The sequence below is a fragment of the Gillisella terrae genome, from assembly GCF_004801395.1.
GTDB classification, from domain to species: Bacteria; Pseudomonadota; Alphaproteobacteria; order Rhizobiales; family Rhizobiaceae; genus Allorhizobium; species Allorhizobium terrae.
In genome coordinates this window covers 102,284-120,924 of record NZ_SSOA01000009.1, presented here as the reverse complement: position 1 = coordinate 120,924, position 18,641 = coordinate 102,284, and the positions used below count along the sequence as shown (strand labels likewise).

Below are 18,641 nucleotides of genomic sequence, written 5' to 3'. Positions count from 1 at the left end.
GCAATGACCTATGCAAAGATGAGTGCAAGGGCGAACCCGGATGAAATCTTCACGCGCCATAGAGGGCCGGTCACCTCGGTTGCCGCGATTGCTGGCACAACGGCCGCGGTCAGTGCCGCTTATGACGGCGCAGTTGCACTGTTTGATTTCAAGACGCACACTGTAGAACTGCTGGGCTACCACCGCCATCTCGTCAACCACATCACGGTGGACAGCGAGGGCAAGCGGGCAGCATCATCCTCGTCTGATTACGATATTTACATCTGGGATCTGACCAAGCGCCGCCTGCAACAGGTGTTGCGCGGCCACAATGATGATGTTGAGTGCTTTGTGTTTGTGGATGCGGATACGGGGGTGTCGGCCTCGCGTGATCGTCGCATTATCGTGTGGAATTTGAAAACCGGTGCCATTCGCCGCGTGATCGAGGGGCATGAAAAGGATGTTTTGTCGGTCAGCTATCATGATGGCCTGATCTATTCCTCCGGCGATGACATGACGCTGCGGCAATGGAATCTGCAAACCGGTCAATTGTTGCGCACCTGGGGGCCGTTTGAAACGGAAACAGACACCTGCGCCATTGATCTGCTGCATGGTCGCGCCGTGCTGGGCTGCGATGATGGTGTCATCCGTCTTTTTGATGTGCGCAGCGGCGACAGCATTGCTGTGATTGAAGCGCATAGCTCGGCCATCAAGAAGGTCGCGATTTCTCCAGTCAATGGCGATATCCTGTCTTGCGCCTATGATCAGCGAATCCGCATCTGGGATGCGCATACATTTACCGCCAAGGTCGAGCTTCAGCCGCATGCCACCAAATGGGAGCGTTCGTTCAGTTGGGCACCGGATGGCCGCTCGGTGCTGGCAGGCACATTTGATGGCACCGTTGTGCAATGGGATGCGGCAACCGGCGAGCGCCTGAGTGAGCTGGGCGGTGGACCCGGCGACGATGGCAATGCCTGTTTCAACGAAATTTCGGGTGCGGCTGACGGCACGGTTGCGACGGTTACCGATGATGGTTTCGTGCGTTTGTTGCAGCTGACAGATAAGGACGCCAGCCTGCTTTCGTGCATTGAGCCGCAAGGTGGCCGCCGTTTGATGAATGCGGTGACGCTTGATCCATGGTCGGATCGTGTCATCACCGGCGCACATGACCATAAGCTTCATGTGCTGAAGCGCACATCAGATGGTCTTGCTGCCGTTGCAAGTGTGGAATTGGGGCAGGGGCCGATCAATTCTCTGCGGGTTGCCCATCAGCCGGGGCATGAGGGTGCAATTTATGCCGCCTGCTACAGCGGGGCGATTGCAAGGATTTCAAACGATGGCGGGAGCATGACGGCCTATCCCTTGCATGATGGCGCGGTCAAGGCGCTGCGCCTGCATCCAACCGCAGATCTCGGTGTCAGCTGCGGGGCCGATGGCAGCCTTGCCACCTGGACGCTGGATGGTGAGCTGGTCAACGCCTTCGCAGGCCATACGGCCATTGTTGACGATGTGGATTTCTCACCCGAGGGCGACCAGATCGCCAGCGCCTCGCGTGATTTTACCCTCAATGTTTACAATGTCGCAGAAGTGCGGCTGACCCATGCGATCGAGCTCGGTTGGCGCTCGCCCAAATGCCTGTGCTTTTGGGATGCCAAAACGGTGATTGTGGGCGATTATTGGGGCGCGCTTCTGAAGGTTGATCTTCGCACTGGCACGGTGCAGCGCCAGACCATTGCCGCCAATGGCATCAGCTCGCTCTCGCGCGGTTTTGGCGGGCTTTTGGCCTCCTCCTATGACGGCGGCGTTTACCTGATCAAGGTTGATGATCTGTCTGTCACCAATGTCTATCGGGCCATGGTGCAGCAGATAGCGCCGCCCGCGCTTGAGGTGTCTGCTCTGGAGCCAGCTCTGGGGATCGCTGCGCGCGTCGCTTGATATCACCGTTTCAAGACTTTGCCGGGGACGCTCACTTTGAGCGCCCCGTCGGGAAACGCCGGACACGTGGGGTGCCGGTGAAAATTTCATCACTATCTTTTATCGTCACAATTGGAGAGAGACATGGGACAAAAAACAACGATCAGGCTCTGTAGTCTGGCCCTGCTGTTGGCAGGCGCCGCCTTCCAGCAAACCGCTTATGCGCAGGCCATGCCCGCACCGGCCCCAACATGTGCTGTGACACCGGATATGTTCAAGGCATGGCAGGATACATCCTACGGTGGCGGTTTGAATTTCAAACCTGCCAACAGCGCTTCCTTTAACGATGCGACCAATTGTGACTTTTACCAATGGGGTGCCCAGATGTTTCTGTGGCTGACAAGCCGCGATAGATCCGGCAACCTCGTGATTTTCTCGCCCAACTTCTACACGGCCTCTGAGAAGCCGGACGGAACCTTTGCATTTACCAAAAATGCAGAGGGTGTCAGCGCATCGGCCAACAAGGCAAAAAAGCCATCGTTGTTCAAAGTGCGGGTGAACAAGCCGAAGGAAGCGCCCGAAGAGGTGGTTGAAAAGGTCAAGGCAAAGCTAAAAGCTGGCTCCAAGGGGGCTGCTTTGACAACGCCCACTGCTGATTCAACCGCACAAGCGGGCGGAAGTGGCGTTCTGGTTCTGAATGGTGCTCCGGTGCCGGTCGCCAATAAGGCCGGTTATGCCACCTATCCGATTGTCTACTATACCATTCAGGTGAACGACGTTTTTGCAGGCCTTGCGCAAAATCAGGCAAAGGTCAAATATTACAACGATACAACCAATCCAAACGCCGGGAATTTTCCAATCACGCTGGATCAGGTCAATGATATCGCTAAGGCCTCTGGCACAACCTATAGCGACGCCGAGCAATTGGCCATGGAGGTTAAAAGTTCCTGGGTTGACGTGACCTATTTGACCGCAGAGCAAAAGGCCGGTCTGCAAACCATTGAAGCGGACGTTCCGGCTTTCAAAAGCGGGTCGACAAACGGTCTGGTGACCTTGACCAGCGACGGCACCGTGACCGCAACCAGAACATTGGCGCTGGTGGGCATGCATGTTGTCGGCACCGTCAAAGATCATCCGGAAATGGTCTGGGCGACGTTTGAATCCAAATTCAACGCGCCAGACGCCGATTTCAATTACCTCAACACCAACTATAATATCACCACAAGTGCCTGCAACAGCGGAACGGATTGCATCTCGACAGTTCCATTGAGCACCAGCACTCAAAGCAGCTATATTTTCTATAACGGCAACCCCGGAGCTGCGGTCGCACCGTCTGCGATCACCCAGACCGCAACCTCTGGCTCTGATGCCAAGGGCAATATGGTGATCACCTTCACCTCCAGCACCTCTGTTCCCGCTGCGGGCTCGCCGCCGCAGTTGACACCTACCAGCGTCGTTCGCCTCAACCCTTGGGGCAGTCTGCAATCAACGACACCACAGGTCAGTGATTTCGCGGTGGTCAACAACACGCTGCTGATGTCGTTACAGGCATCGCTTGAGCCGCAATTGGTTAGTGCCGGTGGTCCGGTTTATGCCAATTATTTCCAGGGCGGCTCAATCTGGGCCAAGGGGCCAATTCCCTTCAAACCGGGCTATGTGGAAAAGGGAACGCAGTATCTCGCCAACAGCACCATGGAAACGTTTGAGCAATACAGCCTTGGCAGTTTGACTCAGGCCAGCGCCAGCCAGCCCACCACCAATTGCTTCACCTGTCATGGTCTCTATGGCAGCGGCACCAACTATCCGAACGGAACCAGCGTCAGCCATATTTTTCCGGATAAGTAAGGGTAGCCTTGACGTGATGTGAATGGCGAAGGGGCAGTGCTTGGCACTGCCCCTTCAGCGTTTTAAAACCGAAGTGTATTTTTAAAATCGAAGTGTTAGGCGGTGCAGCTTTCGCGACATCAGAGGGTCGCCGCCTTGCGCAAAATAGGCTTCTCGGTATTCGCGGGCATTCATGCCATTGACGCTGCAATTGCTGTGGTCTGAACCATAGAGAAAAAGTGCGGGTGCCTTATCGGCCAGATGGTTGATCCAATGTTCGTAAAAGCTTTGCTTTTCTTCGAGGCTGTGGTGTGTCGCACTGTAAATGGTGCAAAAGGCGTTGCTCCACCAGATTGCAGATCCAGCCTCATCGATAATTCGCTCCAGCAAAGGTTGCGGGCTGAGGATATTGCAGGGCAGATATTCTTTTTGAATGGTCTGGTAGCTCTGCCAGTGGGATTTGAAGGCATCTGCGCCGCCCCAGCGATCGAGCTCCAACGCCCAGAGCCGATCCAGCTCTTGCCAATCCATCGTCTCAGGGCTTGCGCCGGGCCACAAATAATAATGGGTGTTCGGCCTGTGTGTGAACGTTTTTCGCAGATAGGCGGGGTAGTCAGAGCCATCCCATTCCGCATCCAGCCGACGGCGAAAATCCAGCGCGTCTTCGCTGTAGTCGAAGAAGACCACTCTGCTGTGATCGGCAATGCCATGGGTGTGCAGAATCCGATTGGGCTTGAGCCCGGCCGCCACGCAATAGAGGGTGGAAAGCGGGCGCTGGAATGTTTCTGCCGGAAGCTCCACGTCATCGTAGGATTCGTAGTTGAGCACAAAAACGCCGCGTCCAGCCTTTTCGCTCATGTCATTGAGGAAGTTAAAGAAATCCGCAGCCTCGCTCAGGTCTGGCTGAAGATCTACCATATGACCGGCAAGCTCTGGCCCAAACGGCATAAGTTTGGCTTGCTCCATCCTGGGCTTGCCATGCTGCTGCCATGCTTCAAGATCGACGAGAAGGCAGCGGTCTGCCACACCGGCAAAGATGAAGGTGCGGTCCTTGGCCCACGTGCGCAAGGCATCGAAGGCGCTGATGGCTTTGCCGCCGTTGGGGCCTGCGTGTTCGGTCAAAATATGGCCATAGCCTTGAACAAGGCAATAGCGTACGCCGGTGTTGGCCGCCCGTGTGAGCAGATTGTCAACGCTGCTATCTTCAAAAATATCGCCAAAATAGTTCCACCGCAGCCATGAAACTGTCAGCGCGCGGGCGCGGGCGCTGTTGGCATGGGGGATTGGCGGAATGATCAGGCCGCAAGCGATGCCATCCACGGGGCTCTCCTGTAAATGTAAAATCTAAGCGATAGTTATCTTAAAAATACCCTTTATACGAGAAATTTATTTTGACAAAACCCTATCTGCTCCGCTTAATGGCAGCATGAAAACCAAGATACTTCTCTTGCAAGATGCCGTTTATCTGCCCTCTTTCGGTGGTGGCAACAAAGCCAATCGCCTGTTGATGCGCGAGCTTGCCAAACTTGGGTTTGATTGCCGGGTTGTGGCCCGCTTGCCGGGGCCAGCCCAGCACAATCCTTCGGTGTTTTTGCCGGAAGCTTTGGCGGCGCGCGGAGCCATTGTGCACGAGGATGAACGTGGACAGCAGCATTACACCCATGAAGGGGTGCAGGTGCTGGCGATGGACACCGCAGCACCCACTGCGGCCGCCGAGCTGGAGGCGATTATTGAGCGCGAGCGCCCCGATTGGATTTTGGTGTCGGATGATCACCGCGCCGTCTTTTTGCCAGTGGCGCTGAGTTTTTCTGCTGAACGGACCATTGTGGTGGTTCACACCCATTTCCATTTGCCGTTTGGGCCAGAATCGCGCGCGCTCAATCCCGCCCAGCATCAGCGCATGCGACAGGCGCGTGATATTGTGGTGGTGAGCGATTATAGCCGCCATTACTTGCGGGAATTTGGCGGGCTGGAGGCAAGATTGCTGCGGTTTCCGGTGTTTGGGGACGCTCCCTTTGCTGTGCGCGGCAGACCGGATTCCGGTTATGTCACCATGATCAACCCTTGTGTCTTGAAAGGCCTGCCGATCTTTCTCGATCTGGTGGATCATTTTCCAGACATTGGCTTTGCCGCCGTGCCCACCTGGGGTGCGGATGATGCCGTTATCGCGGCTTTAAGGGCGCGCACCAATGTGACACTGTTGGAAGCAGCCGATGAGATCGACACGGTTTTGCAAGATACCCGCATTGTGCTTGCGCCGTCGCTGGTGCCCGAAACATTCGGCTATGTCGCGGTTGATGCCATGGTGCGGGGCATTCCGGTGCTGGCTGGCGGATTGGGTGGGCAAACAGAAGCCATGCTGGGCATTGATTTCATTCTTCCTGTTTGCCCGGTTGAGCAGCGTGACGGGCAGGTGCATGTTCCTTCGCAAGATACGGCCCCATGGCGGGCTACGCTATCGCGGTTGCTGGGCGATCCGCAGTTTTATCGGACCTGTTCAAAGGCCGCCCGCCATGCTGCCCTTGGCTTTTTGCCACAAACAGACGCCCGCCATTTTGCCCGGCATCTCGCCAAGCTTGGCGAAAAGCCCGGCTTATTTTGAGCGTTGCACCATGCCAAACAGATCACGCGGATCATCGGGGTCGGCAATTATGTCGAGTTTCTGAAAAAAGTCCGTGCCCTGTATTTTGTCGCGGACATAGCGAAGCGCCGAGAAATCCTCGATGGCAAAGCCAACACTGTCAAACAGAGTGATCTGGCTGGCGTCTTTGCGCCCCGGAGCGTCGCCATTGATCACCTGCCACAGCTCGGTGACCGGATAATCCGGCTCCATTTGCTGAATCTCGCCCTCGATGCGGGTCTGCGGCGGATATTCTACAAACGTATCGGCACGTTTGAGAATGTCAGGGTGCAGTTCAGTCTTGCCCGGACAGTCGCCACCAATGGCGTTGATATGAACGCCTGCACCGACCATATTGTCAGTGAGAATCGTGGCATATTGCTTGTCTGCCGTGCAGGTGGTGATGATCTCTGCCCCCTCAATGGCGGCTTGGGCCGAGGTGCAGGCGGTGACGGTCATGCCCATGGACTCCAAGTTGCGGCGCGCTTTTTCTGTCGCTTTGGGGTCGATGTCATAGAGTTTGACATGATCAATGCCGACAACGGCGCGCATGGCCAGCGCCTGAAATTCGGCTTGTGCGCCATTGCCAATCACGGCCATGGTGCGTGCACCCTTGGGGGCCAGATAGCGGGCGGCAAGGGCCGAGGTTGCCGCAGTCCGCAGCGCGGTCAGAAGGGTCATTTCTGACAAGAGCACCGGATAACCATTGGACACCTGCGCCAAAAGGCCAAACGCCGTCACCGTTTGCAGACCCTTGGCGGTGTTTTGAGGATGGCCGTTGACATATTTAAAGCCATAAATTTCACCGTCTGATGTCGGCATCAGCTCAATCACCCCTTCCAGCGAATGGGAGGGCAGGCGCGGCACCTTATCAAAGGCGGGCCAGCGGCGAAAATCAGCCTCAATCGCATCGGTCAGCTGCAACAACATCGCTTCAATGCCAATGTGATGCACCAGCCGCATCATATTCTCGACGCTGACAAAAGGAATAAAGGCTTTTTCGGAAGGGGCGGTGGCGGGCATGGTCATCTCCTCTTGCCAATGCGTTGAAAAAAGAGATTAGCAGACAGAAATATCCACCCGAAAGGCTATTTTTAAAGCAAAATAACCGCTAAATTGTGCAGATTGATCATTGCTTTTGTCAAAATGAGAGATGAGCGTTCGATGGCCTCAGCAGATTATGTCCCAGACAGTCTTGATCGGCGCATCATTGCCCATTTGCGCTCTGATGGACGTGCTTCGCTCTCAACACTATCGGATACGCTGGGGGTGGCCCGTGGTACGGTGCAAAAGCGGCTGGAGCGCTTGCTGGAAACCGGCACGATCATGGGCTTTACCGTGCGGGTGCGCCAGGACTATGAGCATGACACTGTGCAGGCGGTGATGATGATTGAGGTCACCGGCAAGTCGACAAGCCAGGTCATTCGCAGGCTCAAATCTCTCCCGGAGATTTATTCATTGCACACCACCAATGGCAATTGGGATCTGGTGGCCAATATCCGGGTTGCCAGCCTGTCCGATTTTGATCGGGTGTTGCGCGAGGTGCGGATGATTGATGGCGTGGCCAATAGTGAGACGAGCCTGTTGCTCAGCAGTGTGTGATTGAGCATCTGTTAAAAAACTGTCACAGCTTACGCCTACTCGTGATGAAGGCGGGCCTTGATACGGCTTTTTAGCATTTTCGGGAACGGTGATGACTTTGCTGCAACAAATTGCGTTGAAGGCTGGCTGCTCTGTGGCCACGGTCTCGCGGGCGCTCAACAGAAGCGGACCCGTGAGCGAGCGCATGACGCGGCGGGTGGAAAAAGCGGCATTGGAACTGGGCTATCGGCCCGATGCCAACCCCGCATCTGTGCCGCGACTGCGGCATAAGCCGATGATTGGTGTGCTCATTCCCAGCATTACCAATCCGGTCTTTGCCGCCTCCCTGTCGAATATCCAAAAGCGCGCCCGCGTGTCTGGTCATGGGGTCATCATTGCCCAATCCGATTATGATCTGGTGCGCGAGGCCGAGGCGATTGCCGATCTGGTGTCGGAGCGGCCGGTGGGCTTGATCATGACGCTTTGCGACCCGAAAGCCGCAGGTAACCTGCCCAAAACGTTGCCGCCAACGGTTCTTTTGCATAATCTGCCAACCGTGCGGTTTCCGGCATCGGTTGCTGCGGATAATTTTCTGGCGGGGCGCGAGCTTTGTGAGCATATGCTGGATCACCATCACACCAGCATTCTGTTTGTGTCAGGGGCTTTTGCTGCGTCTGATCGCGCCAAGCTGCGCTATGACGGCTATTGTGCGGCGATGAAACAGCGTGGCCTTGTGCCGCATCCACCCTTGGAAGTCGGCTTTCTCAATGGTTATGACGCGCTGGATCTGGGCCAATCCCTCAAACTATTTGCGCCCACCGCCATGATTGCCTCCAACGATTTACTGGCCTTTGGCGTTATCGGTGCCTTGCGCCGCGAGGGACTTCGGGTTCCCGATGATGTCTCGGTGGCCGGCTTTGACGGCATCTCGCTGGGTCGGCTGATCGATCCGCCGCTGACAACCATTGAAATGGCCGATGCCAGCATGGGAGCCGCCGCCGCCTCGCTTTTGATTGATATGACCGAAAATGGCAGCAGCCCCCGCCATCTGAATGTGGCGCATAGTTTGCGCGTGGGTGGTACGGTGCGGGCTCTTTAATGGCATAGAAAAACGCCGCCCTTTTCAGAGCGGCGTCTTCCAATCTCGCTTTTATTTGCGTGGCAGAAGGTCAGCCACATCGGCGGCCGCATCATCAAGCGCTTCTTTTGGTGTGGCGCTCTGCTCAACAATGCGTGACATGTTTTCAACGATGGTCTGGGTGACCTGCACACCATTGGTGCCGGGGAAGGCATACCATGGGATCATGCGTGGCATCTGCTTCAGACCTGCCAGAAACAGCGGGTTGTTTTTGTAGAAATCGCCCAGATATTTCGGAGATTTCGCAGCCAGCTCATTGTTTGGCACATAGCCGGTGCCGGGAACCACCACAGAGGCACCGTAGGGTCCTGCGGCAAATTTGGCAAATTTCCAGGCGGCGTCCAGCTTGTCCTTGTCGTGGGTCAGGATCACCACGGCATTGCCGCCGGTGGGCAGCTTGCCATTGACCGGATCAATCAAAGGAATTTCGGCGGTGCGCAGGTCAAATTTGTTGCCAACATTCTTGATGGTGTTGCGAAGCGCGCCTGTGGTCTGAAACTCGAAACCAACCTTGCCAGCGGCAAACGCCTGTTCGCCCGCTGCCTTGGTAAACATTGGCAAGCCGCCTTCTTTGGCCATGCGCGACAGAACGTCTACGGCCTTCACGCCAGCAGGGCCGTTGAAGGTCACCTTGGTTTCATCAGGAGACAGCATGGTGCCGCCAGCCCCAAACAGCAGTGCCGAGAACATCCAGTCATCGCCCTGCCAGCGGAAGTCGATGCCTTCAATGCCATCACCGAGTTTCTTGATCTTGCCGCCAAGTTCAATCACTTCATCCCAGGTCTTTGGTGGAACATCGGGATTGCCGCCAACTTTGCGGATCAGGTCGGCGTTGTAATACATGATTGGGGTGGAGGTGGCGAAAGCCAGACCAACCTGCTTGCCATTGACTTGAGCGAGTTTCAGAATGGTATCCGAAAAGCCTTGCTCGGCCATCTGTGCACCTTCTTTGGTGACCAGAGGCGTCAGATCCACCGGAATTTTGCGCTCTTCCAACATGCGAAGACGGTTCAGGCCCGTAAAGGTGATGTCGGGCATTTCCGAGGTGCCAGCCTGACGCATGATCGTCTGAATGCCATCTTCATAGGTGGGCGATGGGCTGGCAAACTGGATCTTGATGCCGGGGTTTTCCTCCATGAACTTCTTCGAGATCGTGTCCATCACGTCCTTGAAGAAACCGGGCATAGGATAATGCACGGTCAGCACTGTCTCTGCATGGGCCTGCACGGTGAAGCCCATGCCAATTGCCGCAATGGCAACAAGCTTTTTGAAGTGGATCATAGCGCTCTCCTGGTTTTGTTGATTGGTCAGCCTTTGAGACCGGTCATGGTGATCCCCTCGACAAAGCGTTTTTGGGCAAGCAAAAAGGCAAGGACGAGCGGAAGGGTGATGATGAGGGTGGCGGCCATCAGCGCGCCGTAATCGTCGCCAGCTTCGGCGGCGCGGAAAAACAACAGCCCAAGCGGCGGCGTGGCAAAGCCCTGTTTGGAAATCACAATCAGTGGCCAGAACAGATCATTCCAGTGGGCAACCACCGAGAAGATCGAAAAGGCGGTGATGGCAGGCCAGGCATTGGGCACAATCACGCGGGTAACGATTTCCATCTCCGACATGCCATCCAGACGGGCCGCATGGATCAGATCATCCGGCAGGGCGCGAAAGAATTGCAAAAACAGGAAGATGCCAAACACTGAAATGGAGAAGGGTGCGACCAGAGCCGTATAGCTGTTGAGCAAGGACAGGTCATTGAAGGCCACATAAAGCGGAAGGGCGGTGGCGTGGATGGGGATCAACAGGCCCAGCATGACCATCATCATCATGGTCTGGGCAGCCCGAAATTTCAGCTTGGCCATGGCGTAGGCGCAAGGCACGGCCACAATCACTTGCAAGATCAGGATCAGACCGCAGACCAGAACCCCGTTCCACAAAAGTTGCGGCATATTCACCCGGGTAAAGGCCTTGGTGAAATTCTCGATGAAGTACCAATGCTGCGGAATGATCGAGAGCGATGAGGTGAAAATATCAGCCTGCGCCTTACCCGCTGTTGAGACCAGAAAAATATAGGGTGAGAAGAAGACCAGCGCGATCAGACTGAGCACACTCAGGCGGATCATACGACCAGGTGTGATGGTGTGGGGGCGTGAGGTTGCCATCAGTAATGCACCTTCTTGTCCAGAACCCGGTATTGGATGAGCATCAGCACAATCAGGATGGCCAGAAACACCACCGTCATGGCTGAGGCATAACCCACCCGCAGGTAGACAAAGCCTTCGCGGTAGATGGTGTAGAGCAGCACTTCAGACGCCTTGTTCGGCCCGCCTTCGGTGAGGGTTTTGACGGTCTCAAACACTTTGACGGCGTTGATAATGCTTATGGTGGTGACAAACAGGGTGGTTGGTCCCAGCATTGGCCATGTGACGAGGCGAAAGCGATCCAGCCAATGTTTGGCACCATCAATTTCGGCGGCGGCATAAAGATCACGCGGGATGGCGGTAAGGCCTGCCAGAAACAATACCATGTTAAAGCCGACGGATTGCCACACACCAATAATCGAGAGGCTGTAGAGCACCGAGTTTGATGCCCCCAGCCAGTTTGGCCCTTGAATGCCGATCATCGACAGGATGATGTTGATCGGCCCCATAGTCGGGTGGAACATATATTGCCACACGGTTGCCATGGCGACGATGAGCGAGGCGACCGGCAGAAAAAACACCGTGCGGAAGAAGGATTTCGCCCAAGGCTCGGCCTCAATCATCAAGGCGATGCCGAGGCCCAGAATGATCGACGCTGGCGCGACCATCAGGGTGTAAAGGGTGGTGTTCCACAGCGAGATCCGAAAGGTGCGGTCTGAAAACAGATGGATGTAGTTTTTCAAACCGACAAAGTGAAAGCTCTGATAGCCCAGTTCATAATCGGTAAAGCCCAGCACAATCACCGCAAGGGTTGGCAGGATAATGAACAGCAGGATCAGGGTCAGGGCCGGGGCAACCAACAGCCAGCCGATGCGGGCCTGCCGGTCTTGATGCACGCGCTGTGGAACGCTGATGGAAGAGTGTAGGGCTGCAACGCTCACTGCACCGCCTCCAGCTTGCCTGTATGGGACACGGCTTCGATTTTCATCCGCGCCCCATCTTCGCCAAACAGAAAGATTTTGTCGCTCGGCAATGTGAGGCCAATCGTGCTGCCAATACGGATGCTGGCAGATTGCTGGGGTGAAATTTTTGCCACCACCAACTCAGCAATGGCGGCAAGGCGGGCATAAACCACCACTTCGGAGCCTAAAAACTCCAGCCTTTCGACCCGTGCGGGCAAAGTGTCGCCACTTTCCGCACCAACACCGACAAATTCCGGGCGAATGGCGAGCATTACCTTGCCAGCCACCTCCGGCACGCGGGCCGCCAGCGTGAGAGTGCCAAAGCGCACAAGGCCTGCCTTGTCCATCTGGGCGTTCAGCACATTGATGCGCGGCTGGCCCAGGAAACGGGCGACCTCGACATGGGCCGGATTGTCGTAGATTTCCTGCGGCGTTGCCAATTGCAGAAGATTGCCGCCGATCATCACCGCCACGCGGTCCGCCATGGAAAGTGCTTCAGACTGGTCATGCGTCACATAGAGCGTCGGCACTCCAGCGCGGCGATGAAGATCGACGATTTCGCCACGCGCATGCACACGCAAGTTGGCATCGAGATTGGACAGCGGCTCATCCATCAAAAACACATTGGGCTGGCGCACCATGGCGCGGGCCAAAGCCACACGCTGGCGCTGACCGCCGGACATCTGGCCGGGTTTGCGATCCAGCAGATGGTCGATTTTCAGAGCAGACGCCATTTCCTGCACGTGGTTTTGAATGCTGGTGCGAATGGCTTTTTGCCCCGGCAGAAGATTGCCAACAATCGGCAGGCGCTGGGCCGCACTCAAGCGGCGCATGGCCAGGGGGACTGCAATATTTTGCCCGGCCGTCAAATGCGGATAGAGGGCATAGGACTGAAACACCATGGCCACATTGCGATCAGCGGCATTGATGGTGGAAACATCGCGCCCGCCAATGATGATGTCGCCACCATCGGCATGATCCAGACCGGCCACAATGCGCAAAAGCGTGCTTTTGCCACAGCCGGAAGGACCAACCAGCGCGATGAACTCGCCGTCTTTTGCCTCAAAGCTCACACCTTTGAGGATCTGGTTGCCACCGAAGGATTTTGTAATGCCGTTGAGCGAAAGCACGGTCATTGCGCGGCCTCCTCAGATTGATGGCGGACGGCCTTGGGATAAAGCTCAGCGGCGAGATCATCAAACACGTAAGGCACCAGTTGCGGCAGGCTGACGATTTCGCTGGAAACGCCGTGATCACTCAGGGTGTGGATGACCGCACCGACCAGCCGTTCGCCGGGCATTTCGCGCTCAAACTCCTGAATGATGAAAGAGGAGGGTGGGCCCCACACCAGCGTGATACCAGCGTGTTCGCCTTGCCATGCCCAATGCAAATGGCCGCTGGCGTGCAGCTTGACCGGATGATCTTTAAACAGATCAAACAGCCGCTGCCGCTGTTTTGGGGCGATGCCCCAATAGCCGCTATCGCCTTCATCGGCGCTATCCACAAACAGGGGCTTGTGGGCAAAAATCGCCACTTGCCGACCATCGCGGCTGGCGAGCTGGGCTTCCAGCCATTGAAACTGTGCCTCGTCTTCCTCGCTTTGCGCGCCAATGATCAGACTGTTCAGGCCAATCAAGCGCCAGCCGGGATGATCGGATACCCAGCGATCAGGCCCCACCAGCGTTTGCCAGCGGGTTAGTCGCTCCTGATTGACCGGCTGATCGGAACCCGGCAGATGGCCGACATCGTGGTTGCCCGGCACGATCAGCATGGGAATGGGAAGTGAGCGCATTTTCTCAATGGAATAGACCATGTCTTCATCAAGGTCCGCGCCATCAATGGTCAAATCGCCGGTGTGCACCACAAGATCAGCACCGGCCTCAACAATCCATGCGGCCAGCCGATCCCAGTTCTCGGTGAAGTGCGACTTGACCGGGCTGAGGTGGGTATCAGTGATCTGAATGATTTTCATGGAGGGCTCCGGGCAATGGTCAAACGGCATCGTCTGCCGCTCTCCATAGAGCCCGTGCATGTCATCTCCATAACAGCGCCTTACACGCCGCTTCCATTTTTGTCACAGCATTGTCATGCTGAACATTTGCAGGGGACTATTGCTGCCCCGTGCGTGTGATTCAGCCATACCGCACGAGGGCGTCGCCTAACGAGGCATGGAAGAAATCAGAGCAGACGAAAAAATCAGAGCAGACGCTCGTCATCGTTCTGGCTGGTTGCGCGTTTGGCAGGTGCTTTTCGGCTCTTTGGGGCAGCTTTTTTGTTTTCCTCAGCAATAGGGTCAGCCTTCTGGGCAGGCGTTACCTCGGTGGGCTTGTCGGCCTTGCGGTCTGTTTTTCGGTTTTCGTCGCTGACGGTGCCAGCCTTGGCGTCGGGGTCAATGGTAAAACGGATCATGGTTGTGTCCTCTAAGGTTGGCGCTTGCGACTATGCATGACATCTGACAGCCGAAATGCCGATTTTAGGCCTGGCATTTGGGATCAAGGTCGCAATCTGGCAGAAGCGTGGGCGATTGGCAGGTCTATCCTGCGCCATAGTTCCTGCAATCGGAATCGATTTCATGAATTATGCAGCAGACTGAAAGCGTTACAACATACTTTGTGCGCCATAGATGGCGCACGGTAGCGTTGTGGCCCATTCAGCGCGCTGAGTAAACAACGATGGAGCGTTATCATTGTTCCTTCATCCAAGAATCTATGATTTTCGCATTAAAATAATTTGCATCCTAATTATATTTATGGCATATGTCAGGAATGGAACAAAAATCAGATTTTCAACGCAGCTTGACCAGCCAGCTTTTCACCGCAGCGCGCCTGTGGCGCAAAGTAGTGGATCAGGCTTTGATCGAGCACGGAATTTCAGAGGCCTGTGCGGCTCCGCTTTTGTGGATCAGCCGATTGGGCGGAGGGGTGCGGCAGACTGCCTTGGCCGAGCATGTTGGCATTGAAAGCCCATCGCTTGTGCGGTTGCTTGATCAGCTTGAAGCGTTGGAGATGGTGGTGCGCAAGGATGATCCTTCAGACCGTCGCGCCAAAGGGCTGTGGCTGACAGAGACAGGGGTTGAAATGGCCGCCCGGATCGAGGCCGTGCTGGATCGGGAGCGCGCAAGAGTGCTGGGGAATATGTCGGAGAGGGAACTCGAAACGGCATATCGCGTTCTCGATGTATTCCAGGGGCGGTGCTTTGATGCCCTTCAAAGCGGGAGCAAAAAGGAAGACGGGCAATGATGGCACACTCGTGGAGAGATTGGGCCTTTTCCGGCAAGGCATTCCTTGCTGGTATGCTCGCACTCTATATTGCTATGGCGCTGGATCTGTCCCGGCCCTACTGGGCGTTGTCGGCGGTCTATATCGTCTCCAGTCCATTTTCCGGTGCCACGAAATCCAAGGCACTCTATCGTATTTTGGGAACATTGCTGGGGGCGGGGGCAGCCGTTTTCTTTGTCCCACTCTTTGTGAACGCTCCTGAGCTTTTGTCCTTGGTGGTGGCGCTGTGGACGGGAACCCTGCTGTTGATCTCCATGCTGGATCGCACCGCGCGCAGCTATGTTTTCATGTTGGCCGGATATACGCTTCCTTTGATTGCCCTGCCATCACTGGATGCGCCGGATACAGTCTTTGCAACGGCTCTGGCGCGCTCTGAGGAAATCGCCCTTGGCATTATCTGCGCAAGCGTGGTCAACTCCGTGATTTTTCCGGCCAGCCTGAACGCACAATTTGGCAGCCGTATTCAGGGCTGGCTGAGCGATGCGGGTTCCTGGGCTGATGAAATCCTGCGTGGGGAAGGGGCCAGTCCAACCACGCCCGTCAAGCGTCAGCAGTTGGCCACCGACGTTGCGGGGCTTGATCTGCTGATCAGCCAATTATCCTATGATCTCGAAGCCCGCGATGTTGTCCACCACGCACGTGAACTGCGGGGACGCCTATTGATGCTTCTGCCGGTGTTTTCCTCGGTGGCAGATCGTTTGCATGCCGTGCGGCAGGGGTGTGACCGTTTGCCCGAGAGTCTGACTGGTTTGCTAAGCGACGTTGCGGATTGGTTTAAAACGGGTGGCCCGTCAGATGCCGCGCAAAGGGCGCAAGTCCTGCTCGACCGGATGGCGCAACAACAAGCCGCCCATCAACTCCATGGCTGGAACGATCTTGTTTTTTCAGGCCTTTTGATGCGCCTGAAGGTGGCAGTAGAGCTTTGGCGCGATTGTCTGCTGTTGCAGGATCGGATTGCCAACGGACGCCACACGACAGTGGATACACTCTCGGATCGCCATTTCTCGGTGGCATCGCGCCATTTCGACCATGCTTTTCTGGCTCTCAAAGCGGGTATTGTGGTGGTTGGCATTGTCGTGGCCTGCGCCATCTGGATTGGGCTTGAATGGTCTCAAGGGGCAGGTTTTGTTGCCATGGTGGCCGTTGCCTGCTCGTTCTTTGCGGCACAAGATCGTCCCGCTCCTATGATCCGTTTCATGCTGGTCTGGACAACGGTGTCGGTCTTTGCCTCTTTTGTTTATCTTTTCGGCATTTTGCCCTTTGCCACCAATTTTGAAATGATGGCTTTGGCACTCGCTCCCTTCCTGCTGTTGCTGGGCCTCAAGATGACCAATCCGCAAACGGCGGTTATTGGCATGTTGGTTGCAGTCAATGTGGCGACGCTGGTGGGTATTCAGGATCGCTATACCGCAGACTTTGAATCCTTTGCCAATGGCGGTGTTGCCACTGTGCTTGGTATTGCCTTCGCCTATGTGTGGATCAGTGTTGCCCATCCTTTTGGTGCAAGATTGGCCGCAAAGCGCCTGCTGCGATCGGGATGGCGGGATCTGGCCGATACGGCCGCAGGCCTGCGGTCAGCCGATTCCGAGCGGCTCGCTGGCCGCATTCTCGACCGGCTTGGCCAGCTCGTGCCACGCTTGGCAGCGTTGAATGAGCGTGAGTTGGTCAATGTTGACGGTTTTGCCGATGTGCGTCTCGCCATCAATGTCGTGACATTGCAAGAGGAGCGCCGCCGTTTGTCTGTTGAGAGCGCCGCAAGCGTGTCTCAGGTGCTGGTTGCTGTTGCGGACCACTATCGGCGACAGCTCAGGGCCGGACGTGCGCAGGATTCGGATGCGACCCTGATGGTGCTGATCGACAACGGATTGCAAACTGTGGTGCACAAGGAAGGGGATGAGGCCCGGCGGGTGATTGATGCCCTTGTTGGCTTGCGCCGCGTGTTCTTCCCGCAAGCATCTGCGCCCGACCTTCAAGCCTCTCCGCAACCCTTGCCGCAGCCCCAGACACCCTCGATCGCTGCTGAGTAAACCAATGCCTGCTGAACTCGACCTTTATGGCGTCTATTTTCCGCGCCTTCTGCTTCTTATGCTCATCACGTTTGTGATCAGCATCCTCATTCGTAAAGTGCTTGGCCGTATGGGGTTTTACGCCCTTGTTTGGCACCGTGGCCTGTTTGATGTCGCACTTTATGTTGTTTTGCTTGGAGGTGTTTCCTCCATAACACGCTGGTTTTTCGCATGAATACGTTGAAGTTGATGGGCAGAATCTGCCTGACCCTGATTGTTGTTGTGGCTGCCGTCTTCGTGGGGCGCCATCTGTGGCATTATTACATGGAAGAGCCCTGGACACGGGATGGCCGGGTGCGGGCAGATGTGGTGGATATCGCCCCGGATGTCACCGGGTTGGTGAGTGATGTTTTCGTCAAGGACAATCAGATCGTGCACAAGGGCGATATCCTGTTTCGGGTGGATCGCTCCCGCTTTGAACTGGCTTTGGCGCAAGCCGAGGCCGCGCTGACGGAGGCAAAATCAACCTGGGATCTGGCAAAATCGGAGCGCGAACGCAATGAGCGCCTTGGCGATTCGGCTTCGGCCCAAACCAAGGAAAAATCCGTTGCGACCGAGCAGCAGGCCGAGGCAGCCTACATGAAGGCCATGGCAGCCCGCGATCTGGCAAAGCTGGATCTGGAGCGCACTGATGTGAAAACCACGGTCAATGGCAGTGTTACCAATCTGAATTTGCAGCCGGGAGATTTTGTCACCCGCGGTGCGGCCAAAGTGGCGGTTGTGGATAGCGATTCCTTGCGGATCGAGGCTTACTTCGAAGAGAACAAACTGCCACGGATTCAAAAAGGTGACCGCGCGCTGGTGCATATTCTGGGCCAGAAGGGCGATCTGGAAGGCCATGTCGATAGTATTGCAACGGGCATCGAAGACCGCGAGCGCACATCCAGCTCAGGGCTGTTGGCCAATATCAACCCCACCTTCAGTTGGGTTCGTCTGGCCCAGCGCGTGCCGGTTCGCATCCATCTGGACAAGGTGCCGGAAGGCGTAAAGCTGATTTCTGGTCTGACGGCAACTGTTGATATCAAGCCCAAAAGCAATTGATTGAGGCAGAGCATCTGTGCTTGCGGAGCAGGGGCGCGGCTCCGCAAGCGGGTCATATTTCCTCATAATTTGGTATGTGCGGCCATTTTCTGAAGACATTTTCATT

Annotated in this window: 17 protein-coding genes; 9 read left to right on the top strand and 8 right to left on the bottom strand. The window is 55.9% G+C overall.

What is annotated here, in order from left to right; translation table 11 throughout:
• Positions 1-3: 3 nt before the first annotated feature.
• The gene (locus tag E6C51_RS15680; protein WP_190236655.1) at positions 4-1,914 is read left to right on the top strand and encodes a WD40 repeat domain-containing protein; all 1,911 of its coding nucleotides are present in this window, start codon (positions 4-6) and stop codon (positions 1,912-1,914) included.
• A 123-nt stretch (positions 1,915-2,037) separates the two neighbouring features.
• Positions 2,038-3,738: a hypothetical protein gene (locus E6C51_RS15675; protein WP_190236654.1), complete on the top strand. Its 1,701-nt coding sequence runs from the start codon at positions 2,038-2,040 to the stop codon at positions 3,736-3,738.
• 81 nt (positions 3,739-3,819) lie between these two features.
• On the opposite strand, the gene E6C51_RS15670 is transcribed toward E6C51_RS15675, so the two are convergent.
• Positions 3,820-5,037: a hypothetical protein gene (locus tag E6C51_RS15670; protein ID WP_190236653.1), complete on the bottom strand. Its 1,218-nt coding sequence runs from the start codon at positions 5,035-5,037 to the stop codon at positions 3,820-3,822.
• Between the two features lie 106 nt (positions 5,038-5,143).
• Between E6C51_RS15670 and E6C51_RS15665 the strand changes: the two genes are divergently transcribed.
• Entirely contained in the window at positions 5,144-6,319 is a 1,176-nt protein-coding gene (locus tag E6C51_RS15665) for a glycosyltransferase family 4 protein (protein ID WP_190236652.1), read from the top strand.
• Here E6C51_RS15665 and E6C51_RS15660 read toward each other — a convergent pair.
• Positions 6,311-7,360: an ornithine cyclodeaminase gene (locus E6C51_RS15660; RefSeq protein WP_190236651.1), complete on the bottom strand. Its 1,050-nt coding sequence runs from the start codon at positions 7,358-7,360 to the stop codon at positions 6,311-6,313. The two genes, E6C51_RS15665 and E6C51_RS15660, sit on opposite strands and share 9 nt — an antisense overlap.
• 141 nt (positions 7,361-7,501) lie before the next feature.
• On the opposite strand from E6C51_RS15660, the gene E6C51_RS15655 reads away from it, so the two are divergent.
• Positions 7,502-7,939, top strand: a complete 438-nt coding sequence (locus E6C51_RS15655; RefSeq protein ID WP_146935208.1) for an Lrp/AsnC family transcriptional regulator — start codon at positions 7,502-7,504, stop codon at positions 7,937-7,939.
• Positions 7,940-8,030: 91 nt separating this feature from the next.
• Complete coding sequence (locus E6C51_RS15650) at positions 8,031-9,017, top strand: substrate-binding domain-containing protein (RefSeq protein ID WP_190236650.1); 987 nt, start codon at positions 8,031-8,033, stop codon at positions 9,015-9,017.
• Between the two features lie 51 nt (positions 9,018-9,068).
• On the opposite strand, the gene E6C51_RS15645 is transcribed toward E6C51_RS15650, so the two are convergent.
• The 6 genes from E6C51_RS15645 to E6C51_RS15620 all read right to left on the bottom strand — a co-directional run bounded on the left by E6C51_RS15645 (position 9,069) and on the right by E6C51_RS15620 (position 14,559).
• Positions 9,069-10,337: an ABC transporter substrate-binding protein gene (locus tag E6C51_RS15645; protein WP_190236649.1), complete on the bottom strand. Its 1,269-nt coding sequence runs from the start codon at positions 10,335-10,337 to the stop codon at positions 9,069-9,071.
• Between the two features lie 26 nt (positions 10,338-10,363).
• On the bottom strand, positions 10,364-11,209 hold the full coding sequence (locus E6C51_RS15640; RefSeq protein WP_190236648.1) for a carbohydrate ABC transporter permease: 846 nt from the start codon (positions 11,207-11,209) through the stop codon (positions 10,364-10,366).
• Positions 11,209-12,102 carry a carbohydrate ABC transporter permease gene (locus tag E6C51_RS15635; RefSeq protein ID WP_407920824.1) on the bottom strand — a complete coding sequence of 298 codons (894 nt, stop codon included), beginning with the start codon at positions 12,100-12,102 and terminating at the stop codon, positions 11,209-11,211. Before E6C51_RS15635 ends, E6C51_RS15640 begins: the two co-directional genes overlap by 1 nt.
• A gap of 23 nt (positions 12,103-12,125) precedes the next feature.
• A complete protein-coding gene (locus tag E6C51_RS15630) occupies positions 12,126-13,286 on the bottom strand; it encodes an ABC transporter ATP-binding protein (protein ID WP_190236646.1) in 1,161 nt (386 codons plus the stop codon).
• Positions 13,283-14,122 carry a metallophosphoesterase family protein gene (locus E6C51_RS15625; RefSeq protein ID WP_190236703.1) on the bottom strand — a complete coding sequence of 280 codons (840 nt, stop codon included), beginning with the start codon at positions 14,120-14,122 and terminating at the stop codon, positions 13,283-13,285. Before E6C51_RS15625 ends, E6C51_RS15630 begins: the two co-directional genes overlap by 4 nt.
• Positions 14,123-14,346: 224 nt before the next feature.
• Entirely contained in the window at positions 14,347-14,559 is a 213-nt protein-coding gene (locus E6C51_RS15620) for a hypothetical protein (RefSeq protein WP_146935194.1), read from the bottom strand.
• 356 nt (positions 14,560-14,915) lie between these two features.
• On the opposite strand from E6C51_RS15620, the gene E6C51_RS15615 reads away from it, so the two are divergent.
• The 4 genes from E6C51_RS15615 to E6C51_RS15600 are packed head-to-tail and all read left to right on the top strand — an operon-like array spanning position 14,916 to position 18,535.
• Positions 14,916-15,389 carry a MarR family winged helix-turn-helix transcriptional regulator gene (locus E6C51_RS15615; RefSeq protein WP_146935192.1) on the top strand — a complete coding sequence of 158 codons (474 nt, stop codon included), beginning with the start codon at positions 14,916-14,918 and terminating at the stop codon, positions 15,387-15,389.
• Positions 15,386-17,455: an FUSC family protein gene (locus E6C51_RS15610; protein WP_190236645.1), complete on the top strand. Its 2,070-nt coding sequence runs from the start codon at positions 15,386-15,388 to the stop codon at positions 17,453-17,455. Before E6C51_RS15615 ends, E6C51_RS15610 begins: the two co-directional genes overlap by 4 nt.
• Before the next feature lie 4 nt (positions 17,456-17,459).
• Positions 17,460-17,669: a DUF1656 domain-containing protein gene (locus E6C51_RS15605; protein ID WP_146935188.1), complete on the top strand. Its 210-nt coding sequence runs from the start codon at positions 17,460-17,462 to the stop codon at positions 17,667-17,669.
• The gene (locus E6C51_RS15600) at positions 17,666-18,535 is read left to right on the top strand and encodes an efflux RND transporter periplasmic adaptor subunit (RefSeq protein WP_190236644.1); all 870 of its coding nucleotides are present in this window, start codon (positions 17,666-17,668) and stop codon (positions 18,533-18,535) included. Before E6C51_RS15605 ends, E6C51_RS15600 begins: the two co-directional genes overlap by 4 nt.
• Positions 18,536-18,641: the final 106 nt, after the last annotated feature.